The organism is Anoxybacillus tengchongensis, from assembly GCF_014201585.1.
GTDB classification, from domain to species: domain Bacteria; phylum Bacillota; class Bacilli; order Bacillales; family Anoxybacillaceae; genus Anoxybacillus; species Anoxybacillus tengchongensis.
In genome coordinates this window covers 297,110-316,013 of the sequence record NZ_JACHES010000002.1, presented here as the reverse complement: position 1 = coordinate 316,013, position 18,904 = coordinate 297,110, and the positions used below count along the sequence as shown (strand labels likewise).

14 protein-coding genes are annotated in these 18,904 nt (G+C 41.7%); 12 read left to right on the top strand and 2 right to left on the bottom strand.

Annotation, left to right across the window (positions count from 1 at the left end; all coding sequences use genetic code 11):
- Positions 1–84 precede the first annotated feature (84 nt).
- Positions 85–651: a TetR/AcrR family transcriptional regulator gene (locus HNQ82_RS03965; protein ID WP_183247307.1), complete on the bottom strand. Its 567-nt coding sequence runs from the start codon at positions 649–651 to the stop codon at positions 85–87.
- Positions 652–796: 145 nt separating this feature from the next.
- On the opposite strand from HNQ82_RS03965, the gene HNQ82_RS03960 reads away from it, so the two are divergent.
- The 12 genes from HNQ82_RS03960 (at position 797) to HNQ82_RS03905 (ending at position 18,352) form a co-directional block, all read left to right on the top strand.
- On the top strand, positions 797–1,435 hold the full coding sequence (locus tag HNQ82_RS03960; RefSeq protein ID WP_183247305.1) for a glycoside hydrolase domain-containing protein: 639 nt from the start codon (positions 797–799) through the stop codon (positions 1,433–1,435).
- A gap of 70 nt (positions 1,436–1,505) precedes the next feature.
- A complete protein-coding gene (locus HNQ82_RS03955) occupies positions 1,506–2,411 on the top strand; it encodes a chemotaxis protein (protein ID WP_183247303.1) in 906 nt (301 codons plus the stop codon).
- A 16-nt stretch (positions 2,412–2,427) separates the two neighbouring features.
- A complete protein-coding gene (locus tag HNQ82_RS03950; RefSeq protein WP_183247301.1) occupies positions 2,428–4,038 on the top strand; it encodes a diguanylate cyclase in 1,611 nt (536 codons plus the stop codon).
- A gap of 2 nt (positions 4,039–4,040) precedes the next feature.
- Positions 4,041–5,081, top strand: a complete 1,041-nt coding sequence (locus HNQ82_RS03945; RefSeq protein ID WP_183247299.1) for a HEAT repeat domain-containing protein — start codon at positions 4,041–4,043, stop codon at positions 5,079–5,081.
- Positions 5,074–6,459 carry a glycosyltransferase family 2 protein gene (locus tag HNQ82_RS03940; protein WP_183247297.1) on the top strand — a complete coding sequence of 462 codons (1,386 nt, stop codon included), beginning with the start codon at positions 5,074–5,076 and terminating at the stop codon, positions 6,457–6,459. The genes HNQ82_RS03945 and HNQ82_RS03940 overlap by 8 nt, the downstream gene beginning before the upstream one ends.
- On the top strand, positions 6,456–9,662 hold the full coding sequence (locus tag HNQ82_RS03935) for a hypothetical protein (RefSeq protein WP_183247296.1): 3,207 nt from the start codon (positions 6,456–6,458) through the stop codon (positions 9,660–9,662). The genes HNQ82_RS03940 and HNQ82_RS03935 overlap by 4 nt, the downstream gene beginning before the upstream one ends.
- Entirely contained in the window at positions 9,662–10,036 is a 375-nt protein-coding gene (locus HNQ82_RS03930; RefSeq protein ID WP_183247294.1) for a response regulator transcription factor, read from the top strand. The genes HNQ82_RS03935 and HNQ82_RS03930 overlap by 1 nt, the downstream gene beginning before the upstream one ends.
- The gene (locus HNQ82_RS03925) at positions 10,020–12,911 is read left to right on the top strand and encodes an ATP-binding protein (RefSeq protein ID WP_183247292.1); all 2,892 of its coding nucleotides are present in this window, start codon (positions 10,020–10,022) and stop codon (positions 12,909–12,911) included. Before HNQ82_RS03930 ends, HNQ82_RS03925 begins: the two co-directional genes overlap by 17 nt.
- An 80-nt stretch (positions 12,912–12,991) precedes the next feature.
- Positions 12,992–14,455, top strand: coding sequence for a spore germination protein (locus HNQ82_RS03920; protein WP_183247290.1), 1,464 nt, complete (start codon positions 12,992–12,994; stop codon positions 14,453–14,455).
- Positions 14,455–15,552: a GerAB/ArcD/ProY family transporter gene (locus HNQ82_RS03915; RefSeq protein WP_221261005.1), complete on the top strand. Its 1,098-nt coding sequence runs from the start codon at positions 14,455–14,457 to the stop codon at positions 15,550–15,552. The genes HNQ82_RS03920 and HNQ82_RS03915 overlap by 1 nt, the downstream gene beginning before the upstream one ends.
- A complete protein-coding gene (locus tag HNQ82_RS03910; protein WP_183247288.1) occupies positions 15,549–16,661 on the top strand; it encodes a Ger(x)C family spore germination protein in 1,113 nt (370 codons plus the stop codon). Before HNQ82_RS03915 ends, HNQ82_RS03910 begins: the two co-directional genes overlap by 4 nt.
- Positions 16,662–16,753: 92 nt before the next feature.
- Positions 16,754–18,352, top strand: coding sequence for a putative bifunctional diguanylate cyclase/phosphodiesterase (locus tag HNQ82_RS03905; RefSeq protein ID WP_183247286.1), 1,599 nt, complete (start codon positions 16,754–16,756; stop codon positions 18,350–18,352).
- A gap of 62 nt (positions 18,353–18,414) precedes the next feature.
- On the opposite strand, the gene HNQ82_RS03900 is transcribed toward HNQ82_RS03905, so the two are convergent.
- Positions 18,415–18,855, bottom strand: a complete 441-nt coding sequence (locus tag HNQ82_RS03900) for a YkyB family protein (RefSeq protein ID WP_032100571.1) — start codon at positions 18,853–18,855, stop codon at positions 18,415–18,417.
- Positions 18,856–18,904: the final 49 nt, after the last annotated feature.

The window sequence follows — 18,904 nt, the reverse complement described above, 5'->3', positions numbered from 1 at the left end:
CTTGCGTCATTGATCTTGATTGAACCGCCGTATACGGAACCGTACGTACGGTGGTGTGAGAGGACGGAGGTTAATCACCTCCTCCTACTCGATTATATAAGAAAGAAATACATGTAACGTCTCATGGAGAAACGTCGGCAACGGCTCCGTAATATGTGAAAAAATCCATAACTGTAATGCGCCAACGTATAATTGGACTGCCATTAAAGCAAGCGATGAAGACGAGTGTCTCGTTCGAATATCGCCACATCGTTTTCCTTCCTCAAACAAATGTACAAGCATATGAAGCAAAGGGGTAAATGGAAACGTTTGTTTAGAAGTATATATATGTAAAACCGATTTCGTCACTTTACGTCCAAGCTGCTCATGCATCATTGTCAGTTCATAAAACAGTCGCTCCATTCGTTCACGCCAATGCTCATGTTCATTGTTTTTCATTTTTTCATATACACGCTCGACAGACGAAAAAAATACACTTTGCAATACGTCTTCTTTCGTGCGGAAATAATTAAAAAACGTCCCTTTTGCGACGCCTGCTTCGTTTGTAATTTGCAAAACGGTCGTTTCATCGTATCCTTGTTTTTGAAACAATTGAAGTGCCGTTTGTTGCAGTAATAGTCTCGTTTGCTTTTTTTGTCGCTCTCGTTTCATCATACATCCTCCGCGATGATTATCTATTTTTATTATAGTGAAATTTACCTAGGAATAAAGTATTATTTTCATAGACTGAAAGTTTTGTTTAGACATGTATCATTCGCATATATATGGAAAGACACATAAAAAGGGGGAATGGTGCATGTGGGGCGTTGATTCAGCTGCAAAAGTGACGGAAGCGTTGCTTGCATGTGTGAGACGGGAATATGGTTTTCCGAAATTTTGGGGAAGATATGTGACGACAGTGCCGAACGTATCGGACGGGTTGACAAAAGAAGAAATCGCTTTCCTTCGTAGAAACGGGATACAAATTGCACCGATTTACAATGCATTTCGCGAGGCGACACAATACGAAAAAGGAAGGACAGCAGCAAGAAATGCGATTTTTCATGCGCGCAGACTAGGTATTCCGAAAAACAAAGTTATTTTTGCGAATATTGAAGATGAATTTCAAGTCGATGCCGCATGGATTCGCGCGTGGGTCGATACGTTTTATCCGAGCGGATATCGTCCGGGTATTTATGCAAATCCAACGAAAGGCGCATTCGGTGAAGCATATTGTGAAGCGGTAAAAAACGATGAACGTGTGGCACAACAAACGATTATATGGAGCTCTTATCCGCGCCCAGGGACAACACCAGCAACAAAAGCGCCAACGTATCGCCCTAACGTACCAAACTGCCGCGCGAACGTTTGGATATGGCAATACGGACGCGATGCGGACCGTTGCGCGATCGACACAAACGTCGCCAATCGAAAAGTGAGCGAGTTTTTATACTAAAATTTTTTTCCGTCGCATAAAAGAAGTATGATAAAATAAGCAGTAAATGATGTCGATGGAGGTTTTTTTTATGGAAAATAAAAACGGAATTTTATTAGAAAGTGGAACGAATGAACTAGAAATTGTCGAATTTTTAATTGGGGACAACCGATTTGCCATTAACGTCATTAAAGTGAAAGAAATTATTCAACCGATTGCGCCAACGAAAGTGCCGCATGCGCATCCGTACATTGAAGGGATTATTGAATTGCGCGGCGAGGTGCTTCCGCTCATCGACTTAGCGAAAGCGCTCGGCTTTGGGCCATCGAACAATCCAGCGCAAGATAAATATATTGTCGCACAGTTTAATCAACAAAAAGTTGTGTTTCACGTCCATAACGTCACGCAAATTCATCGCATATCATGGAAACAAATTGAAAAACCGTCGCAAATGTATCAAGGATTAGAAAGTCAAATTATCGGTGTTGTGAAGTTAAACGGAAATATGATTTTACTTCTCGACTTTGAAAAAATCGTTGTAGACATTAATCCACAATCTGGAATTAACGTCGAACGCGTGAAAAAATTAGGTAAGCGCGATCGTTCGAATAAAAAGTTGATCGTTGCGGAAGATTCACCGCTATTACGTAAACTACTTCACGATACGCTCGCTGAAGCGGGATATGTATACGTCGAGTTTTTTGAAAACGGCGAAGATGCGTTCAACTATTTACAATCGATCGTTCAAAAAGGAAAGCCGGTTGAAAGCGAAGTACAGTTAGTCATTACCGATATTGAAATGCCACAAATGGACGGCCATCATTTAACGAAACGTATTCGAGAAGATGAAAAATTAAAACATTTGCCAGTTATCATTTTCTCCTCTTTAATTACAGACGACCTTCGTCATAAAGGAGAGCGCGTCGGAGCGACAGCACAAGTAAGTAAACCTGAAATTGCCGAGCTTGTCCAAATGATCGATCAACACATTTTATAAGTAGTAGGGGATCACTATGGATCGTTATGAAAAATATCGCCAACATTTTTTAAAAAATATTCGCAAACGGTTAGAAGAATGGGAAAACGTTGATGAGATCGCCCATCAAGACGTCTATCGCCTTCTTCACTCCATTGCGGGCACGGCTGCGATGATCGGCATGAACGACATCGGAAACTATGCGCGCAAGTTAATGGAGCAGTGGGGAGAAAATGAAGAGAAAAAGTGGAAAGCGTCAGATGTGAAAGAGCGGCTCGCCCCGCTTTTTCAACTTTGTTACGAACAACAAATTGGAGAAGTGGCACAAAACGAACAAGGAACGAAACAAGGCGACGAACCGACCGTTTTGCTCATTGATGATGATCCGTCGTTTTTAATGTACGTGAAAGAACATCTTGAACAAAACGGGTGGTATGTCGTAGCGATTGCCGATCCAGTCAAAGCGGTCGCTTCGTTTTATGACGTTCGTCCGGATTGCGTTGTTATCGATATTCATATGCAAACGAAAACAGGATTTGAAGTACTAGCATTTTTAAAAGAAAAATTAAAACAACAATTCGTTCCGATGGTTATGGTTAGCATCGATGATCGAAAAGAGACGCGCATGAAAAGCTATGAAATGGGTGCGGATGACTTTATTCCGAAGCCGTTTGACATTGATGAATTGATCGTGCGCATTCATAGGCAACTCGAGCGAAAACAATTAATCGATGAGTTGCTTTTGTTAGATGAATTGACGCATGTGTATAACCGAAAATATTTAAAACAAGCGTATGAACAATTAAAAAGCGATTGGCACCGCACGCATGAACCGTTTTGTTTAGCGGTGCTCGATATTGACCATTTTAAACGGGTAAACGATCAATACGGTCATTTAATTGGCGATGTCGTCTTAAAACAATTTGCCCAATTTTTAAAAACGAACGTTCGTACGCACGATATCGTGATTCGTTTCGGGGGCGAAGAATTTATCGTTTTATTGCCAGCGACCGAAGCGAGCGAAGCGTTTCTCGTATTTGAGCGCCTGCGCGAACAATTTGAACGCATGACGTTTCAATCTGGAGAAACGACGTTTTCATGTACATTTTCGACAGGCCTTGTGGAAGTCAACGACCCGTCCAAACCGATCGGTCATTGGATTGAGCTTGCCGATTCCGCATTATATAAAGCGAAAAACACAGGAAGAAACTGTGTCGTGCTTGCGAAGCAACAAGAAGCGTCGTATCGTCGCACTGTAAAAGTAGCGATTGTTGATGACGATGCGATCGTGCGCGCCATTGTGACCGACGTCGTTCAAAAAATGTTTGCGAAAGAAAAAGTGGCGCTCGATTTACGTGCATTTAAAGACGGCGAGCAGTTTATGACGTCTGAATGGCATCATGGAAAAGAGTCATGCCTCGTCATTTTAGACGGCGTCATGCCGAAAATGGATGGACTCGAAGTATTACAGCAATTGCGAAGCCAAAAAGACTCATCAAGATACAAAGTCATTATGTTAACGGCACGAAAAAGCGAACACGATATTGCCCGCGCCCTTGAGCTTGGCGCAGACGACTATATGACAAAACCGTTTAAATTGCTTGAACTTGAAGCGAGAATACGCCATATGTTAAAAAGGATGAATTGACAATGTCCCATTCGCTTGTTTTGTTCACTTTGATTGTCATGACGTTATCGCTCATATTACTGACTATTTTTCTTTATTTAATTGTGCGAAAAAGAAAAGACTACCGATGGAAACAAGAAGTAGAGACATATAAACAGTTGTATGAGCCGATCTTGTTTCGTCATTTAGCATACGGCGACGAACAAATCACTCCTCCATCATCGTCTGCGCAACATGTGGCGATGATGGAATTGTTAGACCATTTTCTTCGCGTTTTAGCTAACGGTCATGTAAAACAACGAGCGACGGCATTAGCGGAAACTTATTTTTCAAATTACTTGCGCCAACAATTGTATCATCGTCGGCTCGGTAGAAGGATGAACGCCCTTTTTTACATCGAAGATTTTGGACTTCGTTCCCTTTTACACGAATTAGAAAAGATGTATGAACAAAAACATGTAACGATGATGGAGAAGCGCCAACTGTTAAAAATGTTTGCTCTTTTTCGCCATCCGCACGTATATGAATATATGAAAGCGAACGATGAATCATTTACACAGTTTGACTATCGCCTCATTTTATCCCGCATGGACGATAAAATGTTTGCGAAGGTGGTCGATCATTTTTTTGATTGGAACGAAAAAATACAATATGCGTTAATCGATATGATCGGCATTATGCAAAAAATAGCGCACGTATCGTTTTTGCGCACGTTGCTTCAACATGAACAAAGTGAGTATCGCATTCGCGCTTTAAAAGCGTTAGCTGAAATGGCGTTTCCACTTGAAACCGAACAACTTGATGTACATTTACGTTCACAAATTTGGCAAGAACGGTTGATGGCGTTGCGATTATGTGCGCGCGTACGAAAAGAGGAATTGATCGAACAGATCAAAGAGCTTATAAAAGATCCGATGTTTTCCGTTCGATCGCAAGCAGCAGAAGCGTTGTTGCGCATGCCGAACGGGTTGGCGATGCTCGAACAAATCGCCCAAACATCAGATGACCGCTATGCGCGCGATATGGCGCTTGAATGGTTAGAAAGAGGTCGACAATATGATTGAACTGGCGGCGCTGTTTGTCTTTTTCTTTATGATTGCAGTCATTGTTTTTTATACGTTTTTACTCGTCGTCTCGTTCGTGCAATTGCGTCGCATGTACGAGTTAGACGAATGGGAGCCGTATGAAGAAATGCTCGATGTCAGTTATACAAAACCAGTTTCCATTTTAGTGCCTGCTTACAATGAAGAAGCTGGCATTTTCGCAACGGTGCGCTCGCTTTTAAGCATCGAATATCCGGAATATGAAATTGTTGTCATTAACGATGGGTCAACAGACGATACGCTTGAGCGGCTCAAACGAGATTTTGACCTTGTTGAAATGAAGCGCGTCATTCGTGAGCAGTTAAAAACGAAACGTGTGCGTGCGGTATATCGCTCACAAAAATTTTCTCACCTATTTGTTATCGACAAAGAAAATGGCGGAAAAGCAGATGCATTAAACGCAGGCATTAATTTTTCATCTTATCCATACGTTTGTTCGATTGACGGCGACTCGGTCATTGAGCGCCGCGCCTTTTTAAAAGTCATGAAACCCATTATTGATTCAGACGAAGAAGTGATCGCTTCAGGGGGAAGTGTGCGCATCGCCAACGGCTGTGACATTGAAAAAGGGGAAGTCATTCGCATCGCCCTCTCTCGTCAACTACTCGTTGTTATGCAAGTGATCGAATATTTGCGCGCTTTTTTAATGGGACGGATCGGATTAAGTCGCCACAATTTATTGCTCATTGTTTCAGGTGCTTTCGGTGTTTTTTCAAAACAATGGGTCATTCGTGCTGGCGGATATGCGCATACAGTCGGAGAAGATATGGAACTTGTCGTCCGTCTTCATCGCCTTATAAAAGAAACAGATGCTGATAAAAAAATTGTGTACGTGCCTGATCCAGTTTGTTGGACGGAAGCGCCAGAGTCGATGACCGACTTACGTAAACAACGTCGCCGTTGGCATCGCGGATTATTTGAAAGCCTTTGGCTTCATCGTCGCATGTGGTTTAACCCGCGCTATGGGTCGATTGGGCTCGTTTCCATGCCTTACTTTTTACTCATCGAATTTTTTGGACCTGTCGTCGAACTGCTTGGTTACATCCTCATCGTCATCTCGCTCATTTTAGGCGACATATATATAGAATTTGCGATTTTACTATTCCTCGTTTCCGTTTTATACGGTTCGATTTTTTCAATGGCTGCCGTGTTGTTAGAAGAATGGACAGTGCGAAAATTTTCCAACGTTTCCGATGTTGTGCGCCTCTTTTTTTATTCGTTGACAGAGACGTTATGGTATCGTCCGCTCACGGTGCTATGGCGCTGTGAAGGAATCGTTGACGCGCTGTTAAAAAGAAAAGGATGGGGAGAAATGAAAAGAAAAGGTGTGTCGAAATGATGAAACGACAACGATGGCTCATTGGATATGTAGTATGTATTTTTCTTGCCATTTCTTCACCGTATTGGCTGTGGAAAATGAAGCCTGAAACAACGTTGAACATGCTCATCGTCAATAAAACGGTTCCAGATGAAACGTATCGCGAACATGAAGGGCTCGTTTGGCTATTAAATCAACAAAAATATGTGAAGCCAAACGGGGAGCGCTATGAGTTAAATAAAGATTACGTTGGTTTTGTACCAAACGGGAAAAAAGAACGACCGTGGCCGGCATCGTTACAACCGTACGACGTCATTTATGTGGCGGATACGTACGGTGTATATGAAAATGATTTCACTGCAGAAAAAAAGAAAGGGAAACGCTCGAAAAAAGTGTATGGCGGATTGACAGAACAAGAAGTCAGTCGCTTGCACGATGCGATGTTTGAAGGAAACAAAACGCTCATTGCGGAATTTAACTCGTTTGCAAGCCCAACGGATCGAGCTGTTCGTAATAAATTTTACGCGTTATTAAACGTCGAATGGACGGGCTGGATCGGCCGCTATTTTCCGAAGCTTGAAGATGACGAAGTGCCTGTATGGGTGAAAGAAAACTACGAAAAACAATACAACAAACGATATACATTTACCGGACCGGGCTATGTGTTTGTCGATGAGTATGATCGGCTCGTCATTTTAAATAAAAAAGAAATCGGAAAACGAGGGGTGCTTTTTACTCCGACGGACAAAGGGAAAAAAGAACTTCGGATTGACGGTTCGATTCCATATTCCTATTGGTTTGATATCGTTAAGCCACTATATGACGATGAAGTGTTAGCGACATATACGCTTTCGTTATCGGAAAGCGGAAAAGAGAAATTGCAAGCGATCGGCTTGCCGACGACATTTCCAGCAATCGTTCATCATCGCAACAAGCAATACGATGCGTACTATTTTTGTGGCGATTACGCCGATCAACCGGATGTGCCGAGCATTTATCAAACGGTCGGCATCGACATATGGCGGAAATGGACGACGCGCCACGATCCAAATAACACCGTCTCGTTTTATTGGAAAGCATATGTCCCGATGATGAAAACGATTTTAAAACATGTGCATGATGACGAAAAACAAAAACGTGAGCGAACGGTAGCGAAAACAGACGACGGCATTCAACTTGCTGGACGAGTTGGAGAGCAATATATCCAAATTTATAAAAACGGCAAATGGGAAAATATGTTGTTAAAAGGAGTGAATATGGGCATCGCGAAACCGGGTCATTTCCCGGGTGAAACAGCGATTACGAAAGAAGAATATTTTCGATGGTTTAAACAAATTGGAGCGATGCATGCTAACGCCGTTCGGGTGTATACGATCCATCCGCCCGCGTTTTATGAAGCGTTTTATGAATATAACAAAATCGTACAACAGCCTTTATATTTATTCCATGGCGTTTGGATCAATGAAGAAACATTTTTACGAACAAACGATGCGTTTGCAAAAGACAATACAGAGGAATTTGTTGCTGAAATGAAGCGAACGATTGACATCGTTCATGGAAAAGCAATCATCCCAGCTCGCCCGGGGCATGCAAGCGGTGTATATCGCTTCGATATTTCGCCGTATGTACTCGGCTGGATTTTTGGTGTCGAGTGGGAACCGACCGTTGTTTATGCAACAAATACGAAACATGCCGGCTTGCCAGATTATCAAGGGACATACGTGTATACAAAAGGGGCTTCACCGTTTGAAATTTGGCTTGCGCGCATGATGGATGAAGCGATTGCTTATGAAACGAAAACGTACGGTTGGCAACGTCCGGTGAGCTTTACAAACTGGGTGACGACCGATTTGTTAACACATCCGAGCGAACCGTTAGAAAAAGAAGATTTTGTGTCCGTCAACCCGAACGTCATTTATACGACAAACGCTATGCATAGCGGCTTATTTGCGTCGTATCACATTTACCCGTATTATCCAGACTTTTTAAACTATGAGCCGAAATATGTCAATTACATCGACCATCGTGGCAAGAAAAACAACTATGCCGGTTATTTGCACGATATGAAGCAAGTTCATCGCATGCCGATCGTTGTCGCAGAATTTGGCGTACCATCATCGCGCGGCATGACGCACCGCAACGTATACGGGATGAATCAAGGATTTCATTCCGAGCAACAGCAAGGCATCATCAACAAAAAACTATTCGAAGACATCGTTCATGAAAACATGGCAGGCGGATTTATTTTCACATGGCAAGATGAATGGTTTAAACGAACGTGGAACACGATGGATTATGACAATCCAGACCGTCGTCCGTTTTGGTCAAATGCGCAAACGAACGAGCAACAATTCGGTTTACTGAGTTTTGACCCAGCAAAAAACGAAACGATGATGATCAAAGTCGATGGACGAAAAGAAGATTGGGCATTTCAACAAATCGCCCCAGCGTTTCAACAAGACGGTCGAGCGCTATATATGACAAGCGACGAACGATACGTGTACATTCGTTACGATACCACCGTAAAGCAAAACAAAGACGTATATCTTTTATTTGACACGATCAACAATCAAGGACAATCAACCATTCTCGACGTGCCAAATGTCAAAACAGAAGGCGTCGATTTCGTCCTCCATTTACGAGGAGAAAAAGAAGGACGATTATGGATTGATAGTTATTACGATTCGTTTTATTATCATTACGGACACGTTTTAAATATGATCGATCGTCTGCCGTATGCGAACAAAAAAAATAACGGCGTGTATCATCTGATTCGCTTAACATTAAATAAAAAACTACAAATTAAAGGAAAAACATACCCATTCGACTTTTATGAAACAGGCGTCATGACGTTTGGCACAGCCAATCCGAACGATGAAGCATACAATTCATTAACGGACGTGAGCGTCAGCAAACAAAAAGACGGATATGAAATTCGCATCCCATGGGCGCTGTTAAATATGAAAGACCCGAGCATGCATGAAGCGATAGGGGATATGTGGCAAGAAGGGTTGGCGAGCAGCCGAACGATTGACGGCATTCGCGTCGGTGTATATGAAGATGGATTTTCGTATCCAGAAAAAGAAGGACATATGTTAGATGCCACACATTTTTATACGTACACATGGGATCGTTGGGAAGCGCCGACGTATCACGAACGGTTAAAACGTTCATACGAAATCGTGAAACAAACATATAAGAAGTTTGAAGGAGAGGGACAATAATGGCAAAAATTTTATTAGCGGAAGATGAAGAAGTATTGCGCATGCTTGTCGTTGATACGTTAGAAGATGAAGGACACGACATTGATGAAGCGTGCGATGGGGAAGAAGCGCTTGAAATGATTAAACAAAACGATTACGACTTAATTTTGCTTGATTATATGATGCCAATATATACCGGCTTAGAAGTCATTCAACAAGTACGAAATATGCCCGATAAAAAACATGTAAAGATTATGATGCTGTCGGCAAAAAGCCAACAAGCCGACAAGCAACGCGTACTAGAGGCGGGGGCGGATTACTTTATGGCAAAGCCGTATAGTCCGCTAGAACTTGTGCAACGAATCGAGGCGATTTTACATGGAGAAGATGCGTAATTACTTTCGAAAAAGTTTAGCAAGACAATTTATCGTGCTTGTCGTTAGTTTTTTAGTCGTATTTATGATCGGTTCGGCATCATTGCTCGTCTATCAATCGTCGTTAACGACATCGTTTGAACAAAAAAAGAATCAAATCGAAACGAAGATGAAATACGCCCAAGAAATCGAACGGGCGTTTAATCAAGCGTTTTCCGATGCGCGTGGCTATTTAGCATTTAATCGAAAAGAGTTTAAATTGAGCATTTTCCGCGAACAAGAAAATGTCCAAACGGCGCTTGATGCGCTCGAACTCGTCGCAACGACAAAAGATGATACGCAATTTATTTTAAAGGCGCGTCAGTTTGCGAGTTATTATTTTGGCAATCTCGTTCCGCAAGCGATCGAAGCGTTTGAAAATGGAAACATTCAAAAAGTGTTGAGTTTATCAGAAAATGGTGGTACAGCGTCCATTGAACAATTTCAATTTCAAATGAAAACGTATAAAAACAGACTAACTGAACAACTTGATGGTGAATTTCAACAATTACGTAATGCTCAAACGACGGCGCAAACGGCGTTTATTTTATTCATTGCTGTGATTTTAGCTATTTTAATTACAATTGCGCGCATCATGATGAAAAAAATCGGCAGACCGCTTAATGAACTTGCGAAAGTGGCGGAAAAAATCGCACACGATGAACAAGTCGTTTATGACATGCAAGAAACGACTAAACGAGAAGATGAAATCGGCAAATTAGCTAATGCTTTCAAAAAAATGTTAACAAGCATTCAAGAAAAAGAAGAAAGTTTAATGGCACACAACGAAGAGTTGCTCGCTCAACAAGACGAACTAGAAGTACAACAAGCGGAGCTTGAACAAGCGCTTGAGACGATGCAAGCGCGTGAAAAAGAGTTAAAACGGCGCAACGATTTTATTAACGGACTATCGAATTCGCTTGATAAACAAGAAGTATTAAAAAATATCGTTTGCAATATGGCGCGTGTGATGGAAGCGGACCGGGGCATGATCGTATTAATGAACGACGAAAAAACGCACGCCTCGTTCGGTTTATCAGAAGAAGGCGTCCATCAGTTTTTAACGTATATATATAACGGACTGCATCAACGATTGTTTGAACAAAAAAAGCCGTTTATGTTAAAGCGGGAACTGACTGCGTCTGAAAAAGGATATCATCAAGAAACGATGTATGTGCATGACGTCTTTTTACCTGTGTTATCAAATGAAAACGACGTACAAGCTATTTTAGTATTTAGCCGTTTTGGCGGACCGTTTTCAGACGAAGACATTCAAGAATATGTCGGCTTAACGAAACAAATATCCATTTCACTTCAAAAAATTGCGCTATATGAACAGTCCGAACAGGCGCGCGAAACGGTGCAACATATTTTAAATACGGTACAAGAAGGGATTCATTTCGTTGATCGTGACGGCCGTAGCGTGATGGTAAATAAACAAATGGTTACCTTGCTTCAAAAAGAGACGATTGCTGAACTAGAAGGAGCAAGTTATGAACAATGGGCGCGTGGTTTAGTTGAACAGTCTGATGCGGGCAAAAAGCTATGCGATTATTTACGAGCCATTATTTTTAACGGCGATGAAGAACATGAACCGTTTGTGTACCATTTACCGCAAAAACGAAAAGTGATGCAAGTGTACGCCAAACCGTTATATCGCAACGGTGAACGGCAAGGAACGGTATTTGTTCATCGCGACATTACGAAACAATTTGAAGTCGATCAAATGAAATCAGAGTTTGTCAGCACGGTCAGCCATGAATTGCGCACGCCACTTTCAAGCGTGCTCGGCTTTACGGAACTGATGTTAACGAAGGAATTAAAACCAGAACGTCAAAAAAAATATTTAACAACCATTTACCAAGAAGCAAAACGGTTAACTGCGCTTATTAACGACTTTTTAGACGTGCAACGAATGGAGTCTGGAAAACAGACGTACGATAAAAAATATGAAGATATCGTATCTATTATTGAAAGTGTGATCGAAACGCAAAAAGTAAATACGAAAATCCATCAGTTTCATTTGCAAAAAGAAACGGATAAAACGACGGTGCTCGGCGATCGCGATAAACTCGCCCAAGTGTTTACAAATTTAGTAAGCAATGCGATTAAATATTCGCCAGAAGGCGGAAACATTACAGTGCGAATGTACGAACGAGGCAACCGCTTATGTATCGATGTGCAAGATGAAGGATTAGGCATCCCTGAAGAAGCGTTGCCAAACTTATTTACGAAATTTTATCGCGTTGATAACTCCGACCGTCGCCGTATCGGCGGAACAGGGCTTGGACTTGCGATCGTGAAAGAAATTGTAAAAGCACACGAAGGGGAAGTAAGCGTCACGTCCGAATTGAAAAAAGGAAGTACGTTTACGGTATCGCTTCCGCTCGTTGCCCTTGCGAACGCAGAAGAAGAGGAGCGTGACAATTACGAAAAGTACGCGCATGCGCACGTCATTATTGTGGAAGATGACGAACATTTGGCGGCGTTATTAGAAGCAGAATTAAAAGATAGCGGTTTTCGCGTCAAACATGTGAAAGAAGGAAAAGAAGCGATTGCCCTCATTGAAAAAGAAAAACCAGATGCGGTCGTTTTAGATATTATGTTAGAAGAACACGACGCATCTGGTTGGGACGTGTTAAAAGCGTTAAAGCAAAACGAACAGCTTTCCGATATTCCAATTATTATTTCTTCTGCGTTAGAAGAACGAGAAAAAGGGATGGCGCTTGGGGCAAATAGTTATTTCGTAAAGCCGTATCAACCGAGCCAACTATCAAAAACCATTTTGCAAATGTTGTTAAATAAAGAACGACAAGGAGAAATTTTTATTCCAATGCCAAAAGAGGAAGCCAATTAAGGTTTCCTCTTTTTTGTATAAAAACGGGCAGTTATTACAAACTAGTAAAAAACGAAGCGGAAGAAAAAGGGGACAACATCATGTGGTTTACGAAAAAAAATCGAGTCGATGATGTCGCGAAACTGCTTGCCCATTCGCCAGATTTCATGTGCCGGCGCATTCGATGTCAAGGAAAAATCGTTAACGTTTTATTTTTAAGTAATTTAATTAACCACGACCATCTCCAACAAAACGTTTTAGCGTTTATTCATGAACAAAAACATGTTTCGATTGATGAGCTCGCCCGTTGTTTGCCGATTGGCGCAATACGTATATGTGAAACAGAAAAAGAAATGGCATCCGCTATACGTGACGGCTGGGCGGTCATTTCTATTGAACAAGAGAAGCGTGTGCTTGCTGTCAACATCGCTGAAAAAGTCGAACGGTCGCTTGAAAAAGCAGAAACGGAGTCGCTCGTTTTAGGACCGAAAATATCATTTACCGAGTCAATTGATACAAATATTCGCATTTTACGTCAAAACATTACAGATAAACATTTAGTAACGGAAAAAGTGGAAATTGGCGAACGCAACAAACTTGAAGTACGCGTCGTCTATATTCAAGACATTGCGGATGAAACGAACGTTCAAACCGTAAAACAACGACTATCGGAGTTGCGTATTGATGAGGTCATTGATAGCTCCGTATTAGCTCAACTGTTAGACGATCATGCATACACCATTTTTCCACAATATTTATTAACAGAACTTCCTGACCGATTAGCGTATAGCTTAATGAAAGGGCGCATCGGCATTTTTGTTGATCGCAGCCCGACGGTCATTGTTTGTCCGACGACGTTTTTTAGCTTTTTTGAAACGACGGAAGATATTTATTTACGTTGGACGATGAGCACGATTTTGCGCGCTGTTCGTATGCTCGGTATTTTTGCTTCTATCTTTTTATCGCCGCTTTATGTCGCTGTCATTACGTATCATTATGAAGTCATCCCTTCTGCTTTGTTGTTGACGATTGGAGAGTCACGTTCACGTGTACCATTCCCTCCTGTCATTGAAGCGTTATTTCTTGAATTTATGATTGAGCTGTTGCGCGAAGCAGGCGCACGCTTGCCAACAAAAGTTGGTCAAACGATGGGTATCGTCGGCGGTATCGTTCTCGGACAAGCGGCGGTCGATGCGGGTTTTACGAGCAACGTCCTCATTATTATCGTTGCGTTAAGCGCGCTCGGCTCATTTACGGCACCAAGCTATGAAATGGGCGCAACGATTCGCATTTTACGCTTTCCAATCATTTTACTTGCAGCGCTTTGGGGACTTATTGGTATTTTTATTGGCGTGAGCCTTTTGCTTATTCATTTATTAAAGCTGACATCGCTTGGAAGACCGTACTTGTCGCCTGTTTATCCGTTTCGTTTTGCAGATATCAAATATTCGCTCATTCGTTTGCCAATTAAATTTTATGGCGAACGTCCGAAGACGAACCGTCCAAAAAACTCTCGCCGCTTTTCATGGCGGGAAGCGATGAAACGAAAGGATTTGGATGAATAATGAAAACGCCACGCGAACGGCTATCGATTAACGCTTATCTCGTTTTTTTCCTCGTTCATACCGTACAAATTGGACTTGGGATTGTCGGTGTGCAGCGCGTCATTTTCGTTGAGGCGCGCCAAGATGCGTGGATTGCTGTGTTACTAAGCGGCTTATGGATTCATCTCGTCGTTTTCGTCATTTGTCAAACGTTAAAACAAACAGAGCACGACAACATTTTTTCGCTTCATACGTTCGTTTATGGGCGTGTGTTTGGCTGGATGGTGAATGCTGCAGTTGTCGTTTATTTTTTAATGGCATATACGTCCATTTTGCTCGGCTATGTTGAAATGGCGTTAACGTGGATGTATCCTGACTTTCCGCTTTGGGGCGGGGCGCTTATTTTAGTTGTGTTAACCGTATATGCACTATACGGCGGGGGATTTCGTCTCGTAGCAGGTGTCAGTTTTATCACATTTTTTATGGCGATTTGGATTGTTGTCGTCGTATTTCAACCATTGAAATACGCGGAATGGATTCATTTATTGCCGATTTTTGAAGCGACCCCAAAACAAATGGCAAACGGCGTATTAAAAACAGCATATACGATGCTCGGATTTGAAGTATTGTACATTATTTATCCGTTTGTTAAAGAAAAAGAACGCGCCCATCGTTACGCCCAACTTGGCGTTTTATTAACGACGTTTCTCGTAGCTGTAGTGACCGTCATCGCCATCGCCTTTTTTAGCCCGAAGCAACTCGAAGTGACGATTTGGGCGTCGTTGTCGATGTTTACAATCGTTAAATTTCCGTTTATTGAGCGATTTGAATATGTCGTCATTCCGCTTTGGCTTCTCGTCATTTTACCGAATTTACTCATGTTTATGTGGGCGATGACGCGCGGCGGAAAAGCGCTTTTTCACGTCAAACAAAAATATTTGCTTTTTGTTTTTGGCCCCATGTCTTTTTTTGTTGCCATTTTATTTAAACGAAGGGCAACGATTAACGAATTTATTGATCAAGTCGGATGGTACGGCTTTTGGTTAAGTTTCGTATATCCATTTATTTTGTATATGCTTGTCAAATACAAAGCATGGATGAGGGAGAAAAAACAATGAAATGGCTACTTATGTTTACATTATTGCTTTCTGGCTGTGTACAACCGCGCGTGTTAGAACGGCAAGGCATTATTACCGCTGCTGGGTTTGATAAAGAAGGAAAACAATATAAAGGGGCATCTGTCATGCTTTCGTTTCAAACGACCGGTTCGTCGATGTCAGAAGTCATTGAAGCGACAGATGTCACGAGCAAAGGGGTGCGTCAAGATTTAGAAGCGCAAACGAGCCACGATTTAGGGTCAGGGCAAATTCGTGTCGCTGTATATGGAAAAGAACTAGCAGAAAAAGAAGGAATTTATCCATTAACAGATACGTTGCAGCGCGATGCGAATATTGGCTCGCTCGTTTATTTAGCTGTTGGCGATCCGAGTGCTGTTGATATTATCAAGAGTAAAAAAACGGAGGATACGCCTGATATCGGAACGTATTTGTATCGTCTAATTGAAAAAAATGCAAAAACAGAATCGGTATTAGCGGCAACGCTTCATGAATTTATTGCCCATTATTATGACGTAGGAAAAGACCCGACGTTACCATGTTTAACGTTGCGCGATGGGAAGCCGATTATTCAGCATGTCGCTTTATTTAAAGGCGATCGGTACGTTGGAAGGGCGAGTTTAGATGAAAGTTTTTATATTAAGTTATTAGCATCTGGACGTAACGTCGGCATTAAAGACGTCCCGTTGCTCGTTGATGACATTTCACCGCTTATCGTGAAAAAGCGTGGAAAAAAAGTGAATATCGTTTTAAATGAAATTCGTACAAAACGAAACATCACACTCGTTCAGCAAAAACCAACTCCTCGCTTTCAAGCAAGTATTGAAATAGAAAGTGAAATATTAGAAACATCAACCAAGTTAAAACCGATTACAAAAGATAACGTCCACATTCTTGAACGAGCGATTGAGAAACAAATGAAAAAAGAAGTAGAGCGTGTATTACATAAATTAAAATCATACAAAACCGATCCGATCGGATTTGGGCAAATATACGACCATTCCGTGCGCAAATTGCAATTGACGCCAAAGCAATGGGACAAATTGTATCAAGATACACAAATCGATGTCGATGTGAACGTATCGATTTTACGAACAGGAACAATTGACTAATTTGTATTTCTTCATGAAAAAATATTTTCAATCGTTGAACCATATGTTTTAATAAAGAGGGAGGGAAGAAAACAAAAAGCGAGGATTACAACATGAGTGAACAACAGTTTCTGTACCAACACCCTCCATTTGCGAAATGGAAGGCCGTTGGGCAACAGTTTGACCAATATGCCATTTTTTTTATTACGAATGAAGACGGAACGATTGTGTATATGGACGATTCGTTTATGAACCAGTTGTCACGTCGTTACGGAGTCGTCCAACAATTTGTTGACAGCGCCCATGAAGTTGTGGCTACATTACATACAAACGATGCGTGGCGCGGCAAAACCGTTGTCGATCATCGTCCTGCATACATGCACGTATATTCGTTCCATTCGCACTTCATTTGGACAGGCTGCTTTTTATTCGATCACGATGATGCGGATATATTAACAGGTGTGCTATCGTACGATGCATTTAGCGACATGCTTCGTGCGCGCATGAATAAACGTGAGCCGTTTGCGTTATTTTCGCTCAATTTAGATCGTTTTAAATTTATTAACGATTTAATTGGCTATGAGTGTGGAAACGAATTATTAAAACAAGTGGCCGAGCGTTTGCGGCGCTATGAAGGGAGCATCGTTGCAAGACAACATCGCGATCAATTTTTTCTCGCTTTTTATACGATTGATCGAAATGAACTACGTCGCATGATCGGCGACGTCATTCAACTATTTACGTCCCCATTTCAGCTGACTGACCAAGAGTTAACCGTGACGCCAAGCATTGGCGTAAGCGTCTTTCCTCATGATGCAACCGATTGGACGACGCTCATTTCATGTGCCGATTTGGCGCTTGAAATTGCGAAAGAAAACGGTGGAAATACGTATTGTTTTTATACGAACGAACTAAAAAAGACGAACGAAGAAAAATTGTACATTCAACATAGCATTCGCAAAGCGTTAAAGCAAAATGAGTTTACCGTTCACTATCAGCCGATTGTCGATATTCAAACAGGCAATATTGTTGCGGTTGAAGCGTTATTGCGGTGGTTCCACCCGAAGCGCGGTTGGATTTCACCAGCAACGTTTATTCCGATTGCCGAAGAAACGAACTTAATTCAGCCGCTTGGCGACTGGGTATTGCGCCAAGTATGTGAACAAAGTAAAGTTTGGAGAAAAAAAGGTCTGCCACATGTCCAAATAGGTGTAAATATATCCATTAAACAGTTTTTACAAGCCGATTTAGTCAAACATATTGAACATGTGTTGCACACGTACGATTTAGACCCATTTTGTTTAAAGTTAGAAATTACTGAAAGTATGGCGATGCATCACGTCGATTATGTGCTCGCTCAGTTGCAGTCGTTAAAAAATTTAGGATTGCAACTGGCTGTCGATGATTTTGGGACAGGCTATTCGTCATTAAATTATTTAAAAAAATTGCCAGTAGACATCATTAAAATCGACCGATCGTTTGTACAAGATATGGTGAAACATTCATACGATTTATCGATCGTTCGCGCTGTCATTGAAGTGGCGCACAGCTTGCAGATGAAAGTTGTTGCTGAGGGGGTCGAAACGGAACAACAGCTTGCGATTTTACAGCGAGAAGGATGCGACCGCGCCCAAGGCTACTACTTCAGCAAGCCCCTCTCTGCTGAACAATTTGAACAATTAATCCAACATAACAAAGGGCGATCTCATTAAGAGGCCGCCCTTTTGTGTAATATAATAAAGCATGCTTGTGACTTTTCAAACTAGGCTTGTCCTTATCGAAACGTTTTTCCGAACCGATGCGGACGTGTCCAGTCATACCGTTTCGTTTTCGGCTCAACATCTTCTGGTGAAATGCCTGTATATGCTTGTAGTAATCGCTTCGCTTGAGACAACGGCATTTTAACAACAGGATTGCGATATGAATCGTCCAACGTACCGAGATGAGGCAAATGCTTGAAGTCTTCTTTTGTTGGAGGTATGTGGAAGTAATACGCACCGATCGCCACAAGCACATCTGACTTTTGCTGGCTATATTTCGGATTTCGAGAAAAATGAAGCCCAACTTTTTTCGCTTTCCCTTCTTCGAGCATTTTTTCAATCGTTTTTTTCTTTAATAAATACAAGTAAGAAGGGTTTAAAGCTGTTTTCGCATGACGATTGACAGTAAACAGCGCGACCGACAAATTTTCAACGGTGCATTCGACTGTTTCCATGTTTACTCAACTCCTTTTTATTTTGGTACACTTATATTATACACGATCG

Coding starts and splice junctions, on each gene's coding strand:
- HNQ82_RS03965 (WP_183247307.1), bottom strand. CDS start 651: ATGAAACGAGAGCGACAAAAAAAGCAAACGAGACTATTACTGCAACAA.
- HNQ82_RS03960 (WP_183247305.1), top strand. CDS start 797: ATGTGGGGCGTTGATTCAGCTGCAAAAGTGACGGAAGCGTTGCTTGCA.
- HNQ82_RS03955 (WP_183247303.1), top strand. CDS start 1,506: ATGGAAAATAAAAACGGAATTTTATTAGAAAGTGGAACGAATGAACTA.
- HNQ82_RS03950 (WP_183247301.1), top strand. CDS start 2,428: ATGGATCGTTATGAAAAATATCGCCAACATTTTTTAAAAAATATTCGC.
- HNQ82_RS03945 (WP_183247299.1), top strand. CDS start 4,041: ATGTCCCATTCGCTTGTTTTGTTCACTTTGATTGTCATGACGTTATCG.
- HNQ82_RS03940 (WP_183247297.1), top strand. CDS start 5,074: ATGATTGAACTGGCGGCGCTGTTTGTCTTTTTCTTTATGATTGCAGTC.
- HNQ82_RS03935 (WP_183247296.1), top strand. CDS start 6,456: ATGATGAAACGACAACGATGGCTCATTGGATATGTAGTATGTATTTTT.
- HNQ82_RS03930 (WP_183247294.1), top strand. CDS start 9,662: ATGGCAAAAATTTTATTAGCGGAAGATGAAGAAGTATTGCGCATGCTT.
- HNQ82_RS03925 (WP_183247292.1), top strand. CDS start 10,020: ATGGAGAAGATGCGTAATTACTTTCGAAAAAGTTTAGCAAGACAATTT.
- HNQ82_RS03920 (WP_183247290.1), top strand. CDS start 12,992: ATGTGGTTTACGAAAAAAAATCGAGTCGATGATGTCGCGAAACTGCTT.
- HNQ82_RS03915 (WP_221261005.1), top strand. CDS start 14,455: ATGAAAACGCCACGCGAACGGCTATCGATTAACGCTTATCTCGTTTTT.
- HNQ82_RS03910 (WP_183247288.1), top strand. CDS start 15,549: ATGAAATGGCTACTTATGTTTACATTATTGCTTTCTGGCTGTGTACAA.
- HNQ82_RS03905 (WP_183247286.1), top strand. CDS start 16,754: ATGAGTGAACAACAGTTTCTGTACCAACACCCTCCATTTGCGAAATGG.
- HNQ82_RS03900 (WP_032100571.1), bottom strand. CDS start 18,855: ATGGAAACAGTCGAATGCACCGTTGAAAATTTGTCGGTCGCGCTGTTT.